Annotated in this window: 18 protein-coding genes; all 18 read right to left on the bottom strand. The window is 36.5% G+C overall.

All coding sequences use genetic code 11. The annotated features are described in order from the left end of the window. Positions 1 to 13 precede the first annotated feature (13 nt). The 18 genes from bpsC to nuoN all read right to left on the bottom strand — a co-directional run bounded on the left by bpsC (position 14) and on the right by nuoN (position 16,972). A complete protein-coding gene (gene bpsC / locus EUC40_RS00715; protein WP_156573206.1) occupies positions 14 to 895 on the bottom strand; it encodes a UTP--glucose-1-phosphate uridylyltransferase BpsC in 882 nt (293 codons plus the stop codon). Positions 896 to 1,140: 245 nt separating this feature from the next. Further along, positions 1,141 to 1,908, bottom strand: a complete 768-nt coding sequence (locus EUC40_RS00710; protein WP_156573205.1) for a tyrosine-protein phosphatase — start codon at positions 1,906 to 1,908, stop codon at positions 1,141 to 1,143. A 108-nt stretch (positions 1,909 to 2,016) separates the two neighbouring features. Beyond that, positions 2,017 to 2,718 (bottom strand): CpsD/CapB family tyrosine-protein kinase, encoded by a 702-nt coding sequence (locus tag EUC40_RS00705; RefSeq protein WP_156573204.1) that lies wholly within the window; start codon positions 2,716 to 2,718, stop codon positions 2,017 to 2,019. Continuing rightward, entirely contained in the window at positions 2,708 to 3,451 is a 744-nt protein-coding gene (locus tag EUC40_RS00700; RefSeq protein WP_156573203.1) for a YveK family protein, read from the bottom strand. Before EUC40_RS00700 ends, EUC40_RS00705 begins: the two co-directional genes overlap by 11 nt. 267 nt (positions 3,452 to 3,718) lie before the next feature. After that, a complete protein-coding gene (locus tag EUC40_RS00695; RefSeq protein WP_156573202.1) occupies positions 3,719 to 4,396 on the bottom strand; it encodes a CpsD/CapB family tyrosine-protein kinase in 678 nt (225 codons plus the stop codon). 414 nt (positions 4,397 to 4,810) lie between these two features. Beyond that, positions 4,811 to 5,245: a 3-hydroxyacyl-ACP dehydratase FabZ gene (gene fabZ / locus EUC40_RS00690; protein ID WP_000931959.1), complete on the bottom strand. Its 435-nt coding sequence runs from the start codon at positions 5,243 to 5,245 to the stop codon at positions 4,811 to 4,813. 469 nt (positions 5,246 to 5,714) lie between these two features. After that, positions 5,715 to 6,716: a rod shape-determining protein gene (gene mreB, locus EUC40_RS00685; RefSeq protein WP_000457992.1), complete on the bottom strand. Its 1,002-nt coding sequence runs from the start codon at positions 6,714 to 6,716 to the stop codon at positions 5,715 to 5,717. A gap of 161 nt (positions 6,717 to 6,877) precedes the next feature. Continuing rightward, positions 6,878 to 7,150 carry a sporulation transcriptional regulator SpoIIID gene (gene spoIIID, locus EUC40_RS00680; RefSeq protein ID WP_000544012.1) on the bottom strand — a complete coding sequence of 91 codons (273 nt, stop codon included), beginning with the start codon at positions 7,148 to 7,150 and terminating at the stop codon, positions 6,878 to 6,880. A 307-nt stretch (positions 7,151 to 7,457) separates the two neighbouring features. Beyond that, complete coding sequence (locus EUC40_RS00675; protein WP_002019771.1) at positions 7,458 to 7,592, bottom strand: hypothetical protein; 135 nt, start codon at positions 7,590 to 7,592, stop codon at positions 7,458 to 7,460. Between the two features lie 141 nt (positions 7,593 to 7,733). After that, positions 7,734 to 8,639 carry a stage II sporulation protein SpoIIQ gene (gene spoIIQ / locus EUC40_RS00670; RefSeq protein ID WP_156573201.1) on the bottom strand — a complete coding sequence of 302 codons (906 nt, stop codon included), beginning with the start codon at positions 8,637 to 8,639 and terminating at the stop codon, positions 7,734 to 7,736. 161 nt (positions 8,640 to 8,800) lie between these two features. Next, positions 8,801 to 9,505, bottom strand: a complete 705-nt coding sequence (locus EUC40_RS00665; protein WP_000144440.1) for an ABC transporter permease — start codon at positions 9,503 to 9,505, stop codon at positions 8,801 to 8,803. Further along, positions 9,505 to 10,347, bottom strand: a complete 843-nt coding sequence (locus EUC40_RS00660; RefSeq protein WP_000170841.1) for an ABC transporter ATP-binding protein — start codon at positions 10,345 to 10,347, stop codon at positions 9,505 to 9,507. Before EUC40_RS00660 ends, EUC40_RS00665 begins: the two co-directional genes overlap by 1 nt. Positions 10,348 to 10,528: 181 nt before the next feature. Further along, positions 10,529 to 11,536: a LytTR family transcriptional regulator DNA-binding domain-containing protein gene (locus tag EUC40_RS00655; RefSeq protein ID WP_156573200.1), complete on the bottom strand. Its 1,008-nt coding sequence runs from the start codon at positions 11,534 to 11,536 to the stop codon at positions 10,529 to 10,531. A 98-nt stretch (positions 11,537 to 11,634) separates the two neighbouring features. Beyond that, a complete protein-coding gene (spoIID, locus tag EUC40_RS00650; RefSeq protein WP_071711218.1) occupies positions 11,635 to 12,654 on the bottom strand; it encodes a stage II sporulation protein D in 1,020 nt (339 codons plus the stop codon). Between the two features lie 255 nt (positions 12,655 to 12,909). Next, positions 12,910 to 14,214 (bottom strand): UDP-N-acetylglucosamine 1-carboxyvinyltransferase, encoded by a 1,305-nt coding sequence (murA, locus tag EUC40_RS00645; protein WP_000411264.1) that lies wholly within the window; start codon positions 14,212 to 14,214, stop codon positions 12,910 to 12,912. Positions 14,215 to 14,253: 39 nt separating this feature from the next. Next, a complete protein-coding gene (locus tag EUC40_RS00640) occupies positions 14,254 to 14,958 on the bottom strand; it encodes a YwmB family TATA-box binding protein (RefSeq protein WP_395592377.1) in 705 nt (234 codons plus the stop codon). 51 nt (positions 14,959 to 15,009) lie between these two features. Then, a complete protein-coding gene (locus tag EUC40_RS00635) occupies positions 15,010 to 15,246 on the bottom strand; it encodes a DUF1146 family protein (protein WP_000057886.1) in 237 nt (78 codons plus the stop codon). Positions 15,247 to 15,457: 211 nt separating this feature from the next. Continuing rightward, positions 15,458 to 16,972 carry an NADH-quinone oxidoreductase subunit NuoN gene (nuoN, locus tag EUC40_RS00630; protein ID WP_341874032.1) on the bottom strand — a complete coding sequence of 505 codons (1,515 nt, stop codon included), beginning with the start codon at positions 16,970 to 16,972 and terminating at the stop codon, positions 15,458 to 15,460. Between the last annotated feature and the right edge of the window lie 3 nt (positions 16,973 to 16,975).

Here is a 16,975-nt window from a genome sequence, read left to right as displayed (position 1 = left end):
AAAGTACATTCCCTTATGAATGTACCTCTTCCTTTCTCACAAGTTCTTTCATATACTTCATCAAACTTAAATTTAATTCTTCATTTTGAAGTGCCATCTCAATCGTCGTCTTAATAAATCCAAACTTCTCCCCAACATCATAACGTGTTCCCTCAAAATCATAAGCAAACACACGTTGAATTTCATTCAAACGTTGAATCGCATCTGTTAATTGAATCTCTCCACCAGCACCAGTTTGTTGGTTCTCAAGGAACGTAAAGATTTCTGGTGTTAATACGTAACGTCCCATAATCGCTAAATTTGATGGCGCTGTTCCTAAAGCTGGTTTTTCAACAAATTGACGAACTTGATAACGACGATCGTTTTGTTCAACAGGGTCAATAATGCCATAACGATGTGTTTCATTTTCTGGCACTGTTTGTACACCAATAATCGATGATTGTGTGCCTTCATATTGATCCATCAATTGACGTAAACATGGTGTTTCTGCTTGCACAATATCATCACCAAGTAATACCGCAAATGGTTCATTTCCAATAAATTTACGTGCGCACCATACTGCGTGTCCTAAACCTTTTGGTTCTTTTTGTCTTATGTAATGAATATTAATTTTTGAAGAAGCTTGTACTTTTTCAAGTACTTCCAATTTTCCTTTTTCAAGTAAATTTTGTTCTAACTCAAAAGAGTGATCAAAGTGATCTTCAATGGCACGTTTCCCTTTTCCAGTCACAATAATAATATCTTCAATTCCTGATTCTATTGCTTCTTCTACTATGTATTGAATTGTTGGTTTATCAACGATCGGTAACATTTCTTTCGGCATCGCTTTCGTTGCTGGTAAAAATCTCGTTCCAAGACCAGCCGCTGGAATAATCGCTTTTCTTACTTTTTTCAAATCTAGTCCTCCCCAAAATTGTTTTATCTGTATGTAACAATAACAAAAACCCTACCTACATAGTCATTCTTATAACTCCATAGGTAGAGCTTCTACATAAATAAAATTATGGGCATCCAACCCATCCTCACGTCATACTCCCGACGACAAGCGTCTAAGGTAGGTCCGAAATAAAAATTTCTACCCACAGCACGACCGAGTGCCTCCGTTGATACCGGTTAGGAGACATCACCCAATCTCTTCAATTAAAAAATACCGAACAATTTTTTACGACGAATTTGTTCTGGGTCTTCTTTATAAATTGCCTTCCCGCTAATTAATAAATACGGCTTCTCTTTTAAATCACTCATTACACTCGTTCCAAATTCTTTCTCAACTAATTCATAACTTTCCGCCAAATGAAATCCTCTTGTTGTCGTGTTATGTGCATCTGATGCAATCATATGCGTTAAATTATGTTCCACCAGTTGCATTGAAAACTTTTTAATCTTTTTACCGAATTTCCCTAGTAAACTACCTGCCGTCACTTGTGTTAATGCTCCTTTGTTTACAAGGTTGTATAGCTTATCCGGTCGCTCCATTAATTCGGCATTACGTTCCGGATGGACGATAATTGGAATCATCCCTTTTACACGTAGTTCATATAATAGTTGTTCTGCATAACGAGGTACATGATTCGACGGGAATTCAATTAATATGTATTTATTCGTTTCATTTAAAGTAACAATTTTACCAGCTTCATAATCTTCTAATAAGTCACCATATAACCTGACCTCTTGTCCTGGTAAAATTTTAAGTGGAATTTCATGTTGTTGTAGTTCATCATTTAATTGCTTCACTTGATGAATAATAGAAGTGCGCTCATTTACATATTTTCCATTTTGATGATGTGGTGTTGCGACAATTGTATGTATTCCTTCTTGAACCGCCTTTTGTGCCATCGCTAAACTATCTGTTACCGTTTGTGCACCATCATCGATGCCGTGTAAAATGTGGCAATGTAAATCAATCACTTATTTCATCCTCCTCTCTCATAATTATCTTTTTTCCCTTGAATATGAGATAAGTCTCATATTCAAGGGAAAAAAGGAGATATGCTCATGTCATATCTCTCTTTTCGATTAATTAGCACCGTAGTAATAATATAAGCCATGTTCACGTTCACGATCATTTAAAACGACGCCTAATAATTTACCTTTTGCTGATTGTAATAAACCTTTTGCTTTTACTGCTGCTTCTTTTTCCGTTGCTTCACTACGCACAACGAGAATAGATGCATCACACACATTCGCCATAATTTGTGCATCGGTAACAGCTAAAATTGGTGGTAAATCAAAAATCACTAAATCGTACATACTATACGCTTGCGCAAGTAGTTCTTGCATTGATTTCGACCCCAACAGCTCCGCTGGGTTTGGCGGTATTGGACCACACGCTAAAAAGTGTAAATTATCTACCGATGTCGTTTGTACACATTTCTCTAAACGTTCACTATGTGTTAATACGTTCGTTAGTCCGAAAATGTTATCTACTTGGAACACTTGATGCATTGCTGGTTTACGCATATCTGCATCAATTAATAATACTTTCTTTCCTTGTTGTGCAAACACAACCGCCATATTCGATGTTATCGTTGTTTTCCCTTCACTCGGGTTCGCAGACGTCACCATTATCGAATGTAAATTCGTATCAACAGATGCAAATTCAACATTCGTTCGAATGTTACGAAATTGTTCTGAAATAGGTGATTTCGGTTGTTGATGAGCAATTAATTGACGACGTTGACGATGATTTTTTTTCTTTTTAAATAAATTAAGAGCCAATTGTTTGTCCCCTCACTTTTCTTGATGATGGAGCGTGTGATTTTACCATTGCATTTTCTTCATCCATACGAGCTACAATACCTAACACTGGTAAACCAAGTAATTTTTCTACATCTTCTTCCTTTTTCACTGTGTTATCTAAATATTCTAGTAAGAACGCAAGACCAACTGAAGCCATTAAACCAACAACGAAAGCAATTGCTACATTTAACATCGGGCGTGGTTTAATCGGAGATTGATTTTCTACAACTTCCGCTTTCGATAATACTGTTACGTTATCAACGTTCATAATTTTTGCAACCTCACCTTTAAATACATCTGCAGTTGCATTGGCAATATCACGAGCAAGTTTCGGATCTTTATCCGCAGCTGTAACAGAGATAACCTGAGAATCCTTTTCATTTGTTACATTAATCTTCTTTGTTAAAGTTTGCGCTGTCATATTTAAATTTAATTTTTCATTTACTTGTTCTAAGATTACTGGGCTTTTAATAATAACCTTATATGTATTCGTTAATTGAATATTCGTTTGAATTTCACCAGCTTGGAACATTGCCCCTTCTTGTTTCTTCTGGTTAACAAGAATTTGCGTTGAAGATTGATAGATTGGTGTCATAAAGAAGAAGCTAATGATAGCACTTACTATAGCTGCACCAAAGGCGATTACGAGGATCATTGCTACACGTTTTTTTAAGATATAAAATAACTCTTTTAAACTAATTGTTTCTTCCATAGGTTCCTCCAACTTTCTAAAATTTGCACATAAGAAAAATTATAACATATAATCTTACATTTTTTTATTTTAGTAATATCTACGTACGATTGTTATTTAAAAACATATATAATCTTACAAAATAATCTTAAATATGACAACACATTCCATCAAATTTCCAAAATTTTATATTATATCATGTTTTTTGCATAATGTAATGCGAAATTTTATAAAAATTCTAAAACAAAAAACAACCAATAAGTATTCTTATTGGTCATTTTTACTATTTTAATAATAGCCATATTGCTCTTGTTCTTCTTTTTTATCGTTTAAAACGACTCCAAGTATTTTTCCTGATGCTTTGTCTAATATTTGTTTCGTTTTTACGATTTTATCTTTTTCTGTTTTTTCACTGCGTACGACAAGTATGACTCCATCACACTTATTCGCCAGTATTTGCGCATCGGTAACCGCAAGAACTGGTGGTGTGTCTATTAAAACAATATCAAACATGTTATATGCTTCTAGTAATACCTCGTCCATTACTCGATTTCCTAACAGTTCCGCTGGGTTTGGTGGTATTGGGCCTGATGCCATTACATATACATTCTCTATATCTGTCTTTTGAATGCATTGCATGACATTTGTTTGTCCTGATAATACATTTGTTAGTCCATTTGAAGCATGGGCTGCAAATAAGTCTTGTATGGAAGGCTTACGTAAATCAGCTCCAACTACTAAAACTTTCTTTCCTTGTTGGCCGAAAACAACTGCTAAGTTTGCAACTGTTGTTGTTTTTCCGTCACCTGGATTTGCTGACGTAACCATGATAGAACGAATACGGCTATCTACAGATGTGAATTCAATATTTGTACGAATGTTACGGTATTGTTCTGTAATACGTGATTTAGGCTCCTGATGTGTAATTAATTGTCGTATTGGTTTTCTTTTTTTTCTCCCGAACATATTCTAATCTCCTCTGTTAAAATGCGAAACTCTCCCTATTTCTTTATGCTCGATATACACGCCTATTTCATTCATGAACGATATATTACGCTCATTCCCCACATATTTCCACTGGTAATTCCGTCCAAATATACACGTACCTCCTAATAACCAAAAACATCCCATCTTCCCTTATATGTAAGCATTAATAATATGACAATCGCTTCTTTTATCTCGCTTTCGAGATAAAGTGAAGCTTTAACCAGTGGAGGTTTTACTGCCCGTTAATACGGGATAAATGCTAAAGCAATTATATAGGAATATCCATTTATTCACAACTAATTTTCTGACTAATCTGCATTTTTATATTCCCATCGATATATAAAGGAAATAAAAAAATCCCCCTGTATTTTCACAAGGAGACTTTTATAGCTTTTATTCCTTCTTATCACCAATCGCAAATGTAATTTCTGCTTCACATGCAACTTCTCCATCTACCGTCGCAATTGCTTTTCCTTTTCCGATCGGTCCACGTACGCGTGTCATTTCTACTTCTAGGCGAAGTTGATCACCTGGGCGTACTTGTTTTTTGAAACGACAATTGTCGATTCCTGCGAAGAAAGCTAGTCTTCCGCGGTTTTCTTCTTTCTTTAATACAGCAACTGCTCCGACTTGCGCTAATGCTTCTACAATAAGTACACCCGGCATAACTGCATAGTCAGGGAAGTGTCCATTAAAGAATTCTTCGTTTGCGGATACATTTTTAATTCCAACCGCTCTTTTCCCTTCATCTACTTCTAATATTTTATCAACAAGTAAGAATGGATAGCGGTGAGGAATGATTTCTTTAATTTGTTCTATATTTAGCATGTAACAATCGCCCCTTTTGTAATATTGGTCTTACCACTTGGACATATTGTTTATTATCCCATTTTGTTTATTGTTTGTCATTATAAAGTGAAACTTTACTTCCTATTATAAAAAAATGCATACACTCTATTCCATTAAAATAGTTGCACATTCCTGCAACTGACACGGAGGTAGAAAAGAGTGTATGCCCAAATTAGGGAAAGGCAATATGTATTTGAACATTCTTTGCCTTAATGTCGTATTCGACTCATTATATTATAAACGTTTTCAAATAAGGAAATATTAAATTTAACCATATATATGAATATTTTACCTGTTTTCTTCGTTTTTCTTTATTTTCCTTCTATTTTCTCAATAAATCAAAATATAAAAATATAAAAACAAAAAAGAACTAAGGCTATGACACCTTAGTTCTTCTCAATTTAGTCCGCTATTTGCGGGCTATTCATCAGTGGGATTGCCCCATCTGTTATTTCAAAGCACGACGTGGTAATTTATCGATATTCTCTAACATAATACCTGTACCAACGGCAACACATTGCATTGGGTTTTCAGCAATTAATACTGGTACTTTTAGTTCTTCTGCTAGAAGCATGTCGATACCGTGTAGTAAAGCTCCACCGCCTGTTAGAATAACACCGCGGTCGATGATGTCCGCAGATAATTCTGGTGGCGTGCGCTCTAGTACACCTTTTGCAGCTTGTACAATGACAGCTGCGTCTTCTTTTAGTGCTTCTGTAATTTCTTCAGAGCATACTGTAATTGTGCGTGGTAAACCTGTTACCATGTCACGTCCGCGAATTTCAAGTTCTTCGCTACGTGCACCTGGGAATACTGTACCAACTTTAATTTTAATATTTTCTGAAGTACGTTCTCCAATTAATAGCTTATACTTACGTTTAACGTAGTTTAAAATCTCCATATCAAACTTATCGCCAGCCATTTTGATAGAGGAAGAGGTAACAATATCACCCATAGATAGTACAGCGATATCTGTTGTACCTCCACCAATATCAACAACCATGTTACCGCTCGGTTGGAAGATTTCCATACCAGCACCAACTGCGGCTACTTTTGGTTCTTCTTCTAAAAATACTGTTTTACCACCTGAACGTTCAGCAGCCTCACGAATTGCTTTTTGTTCTACTGATGTGATGTTCGTTGGGCAACAAATTAAAATACGCGGTTTTGAAAAGAAGCTTTTTACGTCCAATTTGTTAATGAAATACTTTAACATTGCTTCTGTAATTTCGAAATCTGCGATTACGCCATCTTTAAGTGGACGAATTGCTACAATATTACCAGGCGTACGTCCTACCATACTTCTTGCTTCTTCACCTACTGCTAATACTTTACCTGTATTACGATCAATTGCCACAACAGATGGCTCATTTAATACAATACCCTTACCTTTAACATGAATTAATACATTAGCCGTACCTAGGTCAATTCCGATATCTCGCGCAAACATTCCCGTCTTTTCCTCCTCGATATTCAAAATCAGGTTACACCCGAATTCTTTTACACCTAATTTCTGATTTTATCATAAATTTAACAGAAACGTAATATTCGCAAAAAGAATTCTTCTGAAAAATATTACCGAATTTGAACGGAATGTTTGCAACTGTACCTTTATTGACGTACCGGCTTTTCTACATCTTCTTTTCTATACTTTTGCTTTGTTGCTTCTCCACCTCTTAAATGACGAATAGACTTATGATAATCAAGAATTTCTTTCACTTCATTTGCGAGCTCTGGATTAATTTCTGGTAAACGTTCTGTTAAATCTTTATGGACTGTACTCTTTGATACCCCAAATTCCTTTGCAATGACACGCACTGTCTTTCTTGTCTCCACGATATACTTGCCAATCTTGATAGTTCTCTCTTTGATGTAATCGTGCACACCACTCGCCTCCCTAAATTGGATGTGAGAAGTGTGAAATGAGCCTCGCTGCATACGACTAAGAAGTAAGTGTGAGTGCTGTTTGTAAGCGTTAAACATTCTTGGATTTATAATGAAATGATTCACGATTTCTCACCTCAAACACTCTCTTTGCTTTGGTTTATACCATTGTATTGCCCGCACTACTGATATATGCTACATGTTCACTATTTTTGCGGACTAAGTTAAGAAAAATTACGTTTTTTTGTGAGAAATACGTTAACAATGACGATTATGGCAAAAAAAATGACACCTTATATGAAAGGTGTCATTCTTCTCGCTCAAATTCTTCTTCTAACAACTGATGGTGGGGAACCTCTTTTTTACCGGCAATATAATAATATAAAGTGAATAAAACAAACAATAAAATAATAGCAATCGACAGAACAAATAAAAATGACACAGTATCCCCTCCTTTTTGTAATATATATTCGAGAATCTCGTCATTTTTCCTTGTTATTGCAACTTTTTTCTCGAAATTGATTATTTTTATATGAAAATGAAAAAATCAGCTCTCCTAATGAGAACTGATTTTTTCACATTCTTATTCTTGTGAAGAAGAACCGTTAGATGATTCTGTAGAACCATTTGTTGATTTTTCTTCTTTCTTCGGCTCTTCTTTTTTGTCACTAGTCGAACCGCTTGTCGATTTTTCTTCTTTTTGAGACTTATCTTCTGTTTTACTTTCTGGTTTCGTGCTTGTTGACTTTTCTTCTTTTTGAGATTTGTCATCAGCTTTTTTACCAGAAGCATTCGTTGCCTTTGCAGCACCTGCATCAGCTTTAATTTCTGCTACTGATTTATTTAAGTAACGCTCAGGGTTCACAGCTACATTGTCTTTACGTACTTCAAAGTGAACGTGAGAACCTGCCTCTTTATTCATTGCACTTAGACCGGATTTTCCTAATACTTCACCTTGTGCAACTCTTGCACCTTTTTCTACTTTCACACTGCCTAAGCTTTGATAAGATACTGCTACACCATTTCCACTATCAACTGTTACAACATAACCAAGAAGTGAATCTTTTTCAGCTTTCGTTACTGTACCACTTAAAGCAGCTGCTACATTAAATTCTTTTCCATTCTTCGCAGCAATGTCGATTCCTTTATTCGGGGAATATGTGTTGTTATAAAAGACAAGTGCTTTTTCTTGTTCCGCCTCAGTTGCTACGTCTTCATAAAACTTCTTCTGTACGACTACTTCCGCATTCGCGGCAGCTGGCATTTTCACTACTTCTGAAGATTTTGTTACTGGTACTGCTGGATCTTCCGATTGTGTATACGGTGTTGCTTGATCATGGTTCGGAGTCTTCTTTGGATTAGCCCCTTGGAACCATAGCGCAACCATTAAAATTACCGCTGCACAAGCAATGTATAGTGCCGGAAATACCCATCTTTTTTGAAATAAATGTACTACCTTTTGCGACTTTTTATTATTTCTTCCTCGCATTCCATCATCACCTCAGCAATCATTCTGAACAATATTCAAATATCCTATACAACCTGTAACCAATTATTTTTCGACAAATCCTGTAAAAATATGTATAAGAATTGTAAAATTTCCGAGGAAATGATAGAAAATAGAAAAAACTGAGCATTTCGGCTCAGTTTTTAGTCCATTTGTTTCTTTTTATATACGATTAAACATGCAATAATTGAAATAATAAGCCACACTCCAACATTTAGTACGTGCCCACTAATACTACTAAACCCCGCTCCCTCTACTAAGCTGTTAATTGCTTTTGCCATATGAGATGTTGGAAGATACTCAATCATTGTCTTAATTACTTTATTTTCAACCATCGGCTCAAATTGTACAGCTAAATACATCGTCATTAATATCGGCATTCCAATTAGTGATGTTTGTGGTACAGAATCAGCTAATAACCCAATCGTTGTTCCAATTATGATAAATAGAATTGTTCCACTTAAGAAAATAAACCCTAGCAATACGAGATTGCCACTGAATTGATCTAGAATGAATAAGTTCACAATACAAATACAAAGCGTCAAACATGCTGTTAATATACTTTTTCCAAGAAGAACTTCAACAGAAGAAGCTGGTGATAACATTAACACACGTAGTGTATATTTTTCTTTTTCTTCTGCAATTACCATCGATTGAACAAACCCAGCAACAAATATACAGGACATTAAAGTAATAATACCAACTCCTGCACTCCCTTGCCCAAACCTGCTAAATATAAATGCAAATATAATTGGTAAAGATGCCATTAACAGCACTTGTGAATTCGCCTTAAAATCTTGTACTTCTTTTCTAAAAATAGCTGATACACGTCTCATTGAAAATGTCATTATAGTCCCCTCCCAGTAACTTCAATAAAGATATCGCCTAGCGTTGGTTCGTGTGAATGAATGGATAGTAATTCTCCTTTTTTCATCCATTCTGAAATACGTTTTGCACCTAATTCATCTTTTTGCACAACTTCTTTTTGTTTATCTTTTAATACGACTTGTATTTGATCTTTCGCGTATTGTAAGCGAAGGTTTTCCGGTGTATCAAGCGCTACAATTTCCCCGCCGCACAAGAAGGCGATGCGGTTACAAAGCGTTTCTGCTTCGTCCATATTGTGCGTCGTTAAGAAAATCGTCGTTCCTTCTTTATTTAAATCTCTTAAGATTTTATGAATGTTTTGTACGTTTACTGGGTCGAGTGCAGATGTTGGTTCGTCTAAGAAGAGGATATCTGGTTTATGAAGAATTGCTCTTGCTAGTGTAACGCGCTGCTTCATTCCCTTTGATAGTTTCTTTACTAATGTTTTTTTATCATCTAGTAAGTTCACTTGTGCTAGTACTTCGTCGATTCGTTCTTTTTTACAATCGTATAAGTCACAAAATAGTAGTAAGTTATCATAAATGCTAAGTCTTTCGTATAAGCCACTGTTGTCTGTTAAAATGCCAATTCGTTTATAATCGATGCTGCTTGGTCCTGTAATATCTTTTCCTAATACCTTTACCGTTCCAACACTATGAAGTAATTGAGAAGTTAAAATTTTTACTGTTGTTGTTTTTCCCGATCCACTCGGTCCGAGGAATCCAAAAATTTCTCCTTGCTTCACCTCAATATTTACATTTCGCAGTGCCGTTTTTTCATTGAAACTTTTCATTACATCTTTCATTTCAATTGCCAATGTCATTTTGTCAGCCCCTTTGATTTTCTTTTTTATAGATGAAAGTCGCTTTAGCGATTCTCGTTTGTTTATTTCGCTTTTCTTGACTCAATCATATGAAAAACAAAGGGGTTACGCAGTAAAATACCGGTAAAAGGAGTATTTTTACCGGTGAATGAATCGTATTTTGAGCTTATTGGAGCACTTTTTATAGCCCAATTACATCTTTTAATTCATCCATCCGCCCTTTCGAAAGCGGGATTGAACTTTTTCTTTCATCATCCAAAATTAAACTGAAACTGTTACGAGTCCACGTAATGACTTCTCGTACTCTTTGTAAATTCACAAGGTATGAGCGATGACATCTAAAGAATCCAAATCCTGTTAATCTCGCTTCTAGTTCACTTAATGTTAATGCACATACAAAATCACCTTCGCGCACATGAATATGTGTCACTCCATTTTGTGTTTCAATGAAATGAATTTCCATCGGATCAAGTAAAATGATTTTATCGTTCACTTTCGCTGGTATTCTTTCTAATTTCATTTGCGGAATCATTTGAACGACTTTTTCTTCATCGACTTCTTCTGCTTCTTCTTGCTCAATTTCTATTTTTTTCACACCATCTTGATTTAATATGTATACATCTTCTGTTAATGAAAGAGCGTCCGATAAGAAAGATGACGTAATAAAGATTGCCTTTCCTTGCTCTTTCATTTTCATAATTGCTTTTCGGATAATAATCGTACTCTCTGTATCTACATTTTGCTCTGGCTCTTCCAAAATAACTAAATCTGGATTATGAATCATAACACGCCCAATATGAAGACGGCGTTTCTCTGAAAATGATAATTTTTCTATTTTAACGTTTAACCTATCTAGGAGACCGACATATTGTACCACTTCTTCTATACTCATATTTGATTCATAAAGTCCTATTAAGAATTTGAAGTATTCCTTCACCTTCAAACGATCGTATGCTTCATCTTTTAAAAAACAAAAGCCGATGCGGGAATAATTTTTCTTGCCCATCGCTTCGCCTTCAAATAGCACATTGCCAGTTGAAGCTTCTTCCTCGCCAATAATGATGCGATGCAATATTTTAGCTGTATGGTTATTACATTGCAAAACAACGCATTGTCCTTTCTCAACCTCTAGCTCAATTGCTGGTAACTGGTTCGTCTTCCCTAATTGTTTCAACTCCAATAACGCCATTCCGTCTCCTCCAAATGTTTTTCTCTTATTATATCAAACAATTAATGGAAAATTATGATATTTTAAACAAAAAAGTAGGTGCCAGGAGACCCTGACACCTACTTCTTCACCATCAATTTTCCTTCATAATCGTTCATCGTCTTTATTTCAACACCTTTATAATAATGAGCGACGATATCGGTATATTTCTTACCTTCTTGTGCCATGCCGTTCGCTCCATATTGACTCATGCCGACGCCGTGTCCGAAGCCTTTTGTCGTAACAATGATTTTATCTCCATCTTGTTTCCAAGTGAAGTCAGAAGAGCGTAAAGCTAACTTGTCACGCACATCTCTTCCGGTTAACGTTTTACCTTTAAACGCTACATCTTTTACACGTTTTCCTTCTGTACGTTCTTTAATATCGCCAACTTTTCCGTCTGCTAACACCTTCACCCCGAGACGTTTTTGAAAGTCAGCTACGGTGAATGTTTGCTCACTCGTAAATTTTGGAGATGCTTCATCCCACGGACTGTCTACACTCTTTAAGTACGGATAATCATTTCCCCAATAATCAGCTGCATTTTCTGTTCGCCCGTTACTCGTTGAGAAGAACGAAGCTGAAATTGGTTTCCCGTCATACGTTAAAACTTGTCCTGCGGTTTTCGAAACTGCTTCCTCGATTTTCTTCAAATTATTTTCGTAGTTGTTACCCCATTGTTTCTTCAATTCTTCTTTGCTTTTGTACACTTGATCTTTCACCGTATCTGTCACGTCCGCATTATTTTTCTTTCCTCCGCTTAGCATACGCTGCACGACAAATGTTCTCGCTGCTAATGCCTGCGCCTTTAGCGCCTCTATTTCAAAACTGGCATTCATCTCAGAAGCTACTACGCCGGTCACATACTCCTCCATAGGTAATGTTTCTACCTTCTTCTGTTGATCGCGATATACAGCAACTTGAACCGCTGTATCCACTTTCCCTGGAGCTGGTATACTTTCTATCGCTGGAGGAGTTTTAGAGGCTGCTTCTTCCCCTACTTTTGCTTTCGCAAATGGAATGACAAGGGCTGCAGGTACAATGATAACGAGCGCTATTAAGAGCGCGACTGTAATAAAAAGTGGCTTTGAAAATTTCATCTTATTCCCCCAATATAAAGTTGGCTTCCTTTCATTCTTATGGAACTACGGAATTTTTTAGAACATACTTGGGGGTATCGGTATAAAGTGAATTTTTAATGAGGTGGAGTTTCACTGACCGCAAATAGCAAAATAAAACTGAAATTTTCTAAATATTTTCACTGGTACGTGCATAAGTATAGAATTTATTGACTATAACAGTAATAAGCCCAAAAAAAATAGCCCCTATGTCAAAAGACATAGAGACTATTTCAATTAAGCGTGAAGATCAGAAACTTCTTGTTCTTTCACTTCTTCTACTTTTTCGTTTACACGTTCAATAGTTGCACCTAATGCAGCTAATTTCTTATGGAAATCTACATAACCACGGTCAAGATGCTTTAACTCAGTTACACGAGTGTAACCTTCTGATACTAAACCAGCTAAGATTAATGCTGCAGCTGCACGTAAATCAGTTGCACCTACTTCAGCACCTTGTAAGCTGTTTGGACCGTTCATAATAACAGAACGACCTTCGATTTTAATATCAGCATTCATACGACGGAATTCTTCAACGTGCATAAAGCGGTTTTCGAATACCGTTTCTGTAATCATACTTGTTCCATCAGCTTGTAGTAATAATGCCATCATTTGTGATTGCATGTCTGTTGGGAAACCTGGATGAGGCATAGTTTTAATATCAACCGCTTTTAACTTATCTGGGCCGATAACACGTACACCTTCGTTTTCCTCAATAATTTTAACACCCATTTCTTCCATTTTCGCTGTAATTGAGCGTAAATGTTCAGGTACAGCATTTTCAATTAAGATGTCTCCACCAGTAATTGCTGCTGCAACCATGAATGTTCCCGCTTCAATACGGTCAGGAATAATAGAGTGGTTTGCACCATATAATTTATCTACGCCTTCAATACGGATTGTTCCAGTTCCAGCTCCGCGTACTTTCGCTCCCATCGCATTTAAGAAGTTAGCTAAGTCAACGATTTCTGGTTCTTTCGCTGCGTTTTCAAGGATTGTTGTCCCTTTTGCTAATGTAGCTGCAGACATAATGTTTTCTGTCGCGCCCACGCTTGGGAAGTCTAAATAGATTTTAGCTCCTTTTAGTTCTCCCTCTACGTATGCCTCAACAAAACCATTACCAACCTGTACTTTTGCTCCCATTGCTTCGAAGCCTTTTAAATGTTGATCAATTGGACGTGAACCAATTGCACATCCACCAGGAAGTGCAATACGAGCACGACCGTTACGTGCTAATAATGGTCCCATTACTTGAACAGATGCACGCATTTTACGTACATATTCAAATGGTGCCTCGATGTTTAGTTCTTTAGAAGCATCGATTGTTACTTGGTTATTTTCAAATACGACTTCAGCATTTAAATGACGTAATACCTCATTAATTGTGTATACATCAGACAAAACTGGTACTTCAGATAGTACATTCTTTCCATCACTCGCTAATAGGGCTGCAGCGATTATAGGTAATACAGCATTTTTTGCGCCCTCAACACGCACTGTGCCGTTTAACCGCTTTCCGCCACGGACGATGATCTTTTCCAAATTATTCCCCTCCGTGTCCTTTTTTCAGTATCTATTCACTCAATACTCAGAAGTTATGATCGGTGTGCCAACCACAATTGTATCTTTGTTGTCTGTAGAACGTATTGCTATTTGCACATTTATTTTCTCTCTATTTGTTGAAAGAGCGTCATCCCACTTTTTATTGTATGCGGAGACTGATACAAATGCTCTTTCTTCTATCTGTTCGATCGCTCTTGCTGAAAGATCTTTCAAAACCTGATTGGTTTTATTTTGCAAAACACCTTCAATCTTATCATTCAGTACACCTTGAACACAAGTGTAAATTATAGGTTTTTCACTAAAAATTTTATTCATGTTCTGAACGTACTTCGGGTCCCATTTTGCCCCGCTCACTTCAAAAATAATGAAAGTGTTTTCTTTAGTATTTTCCTTACTCCATGTTACTACTACTCGTTCTTCATATGAAGTAAACTTTTTATAGGATGTAGCTTTATATCCATCTGGAGATTGCTCTAATTCCCATTTTTGAATATTGGCCTTGTCCTTCACATCGTTTAACAACTTTTGAAACGTATGTATATTAGAAATTGTTTTTGTTTCTCGCGCTAACCATGACCATTTCTCTACTTTAGCATCATTTTTCTCTAATGCTGCGATCATGTTCTCCATTTTCTGTTCATCGCTTATCGGTTTCATCTCTCTATATCCAACCAAAAAGAAAATAACACTCAAGGCAACAATAAGAATGGCTTTAAGCTTCAATTTCATCCCCTCCTATCCCCATTGTTAACGGAGATATGAGGTTCTATACACTTACTTTACTAAATACGTTAAACTCTTTGAATAGCCTAAATAATCAAGGAAAAAGTTACTTACAGATGTCCCGATTGCAATTGTAACTAGGATGAGTAGCACCCTCGTCTGCATCACTTTTCCAGGCTTCATTAAACGCTCAATGTGAATGCCTTGCAGGGCCCACCACGTAATGGTAATAAACAATAAATGCGAAACAATGGCAATCAGTGCTTGTTGCCCTAAAAGTTGTGCCAAAAAATCGACCCCTTTTTACTTGGCTACTACTTATACAAAATATAAAAACGATACCATAATAAGTAGGAGCCACACTTGTTCAAATGCAAATAAGCATCTTACATTTTAGATCGTAATTTTCTTTCAAAGAACATATACTTATGTGCATTTTCATTTGTGATTCACACAAAATAAAAAGCGCAGAGTACTGACTCCACACCTTTTATTTTTACTATTGTACCACGTTCCCTAGGAAGAAGAAATCTTTCATTAATGGAAAATATTCATAAAAGAAATTGTATCCAATCATCGGCATAATCCCCAGTATTACAATCGAAATTGCACAAAGGCTCATCACAACTTGTATATTTAACGGTAACCGAATCTTCTCTTCTGTCTCTCCCGTGCGGAAAAACATTTGTTGTAAAATCCGGAAATAATATACGAATGAAACGACCGTCGTCCCCATCATAATAGAAGCTAGTACGTAATGAGCTGGTTCTACATGAAGGGCGCCTAAAAAGATGTTAATTTTCCCGATGAAACCAGCCGTTCCTGGTATCCCGGCTAACGATAAAATAAAAATCGTCATTACTATCGCTGTAAATGGTGACCTTTTATATAATCCAGTGAAAATGGTTATATTTTCTTTGTCGCTTTGTAAGATTAAGCCGTGGATAATGGCAAATGCTCCTATATTCATAAGCATATACGCAAGCATGTAAAACCACATACTATCCATTGTGAACGTCGATAACGCAACAAGTGGAACGAGTAAATACCCCGCATGCGCGATTCCTGAGTAGGCAAATAAACGTTTTACGTTGTATTGCTTTAATGCGACTACATTCCCAACAATCATCGTAATACTTGCTAATACCGCAATGTATATGCTCATATGCCCGTACAAAGATTGTGCATCTCCTTGTATTGAAACATTTGCAAAAACCATAAGGAACAGGCGAATAATAAGGAGAAAACCAGCAATTTTAGAAATCGTTCCGAGGAAAGCAGTAACAGGTGTAGCAGCTCCTTCATATACATCAGGTGCCCACATATGAAATGGCACTGTTGCAATTTTGAATGAGAGCCCAACAAGCAATAATAGAAATGCGAGAGCTAGCAATAAATGAATACCGCTAGTTAGCTCCCCGGTGAATGCTTTTTGCATATCCAACATGTTAGTCGATCCTGTAATACCGTATAAATAACTCATTCCAAAGAGCGTAATTGCCGTTCCAATCCCTCCGTTAATAACATACTTCATTGCCGCTTCATTTGATGCAAGGTTCTTTTTTCGTATTCCTACTAAAATGTATGAAGAAAGTGATAGTAGCTCTAGACCGACGAACAGTGTAATGAAATCAACGCTAGAAGCCATAAACATCGCTCCAAGAAGCGCCATTAAAAATAAGTAATAATATTCTCCCTTATCCTCAATTGGATTCTTCTTGTCATCGCTCATTGCGGTGCACAATATAAGGGCTGCTCCGCCTAATAACAACGTTTTAAATCCTTTTGAAAATCCATCTAGCACAAACGATCCATTTAAAATATCTCCCGCTGGTTCACCATATAACGTAATTAATGACACGATTGCTATTAGGACAGCGGCGATTGCACTAAGCGCTACATACTTATGGTTCAGCTTAAAAAACAAATCACATATGGAAAGAAGGATGGCAGCTCCGAGAATAATGAATTCTGGCACCATCAAATGCCATGATAAGCTAAGTAACGTATCCATATC

The sequence above is a fragment of the Bacillus luti genome, assembly GCF_009739945.1.
GTDB lineage: Bacteria > Bacillota > Bacilli > Bacillales > Bacillaceae_G > Bacillus_A > Bacillus_A luti.
The sequence above is the reverse complement of the archived record's forward strand: the minus strand, read 5'-3'. Positions and strand labels throughout refer to the sequence as shown.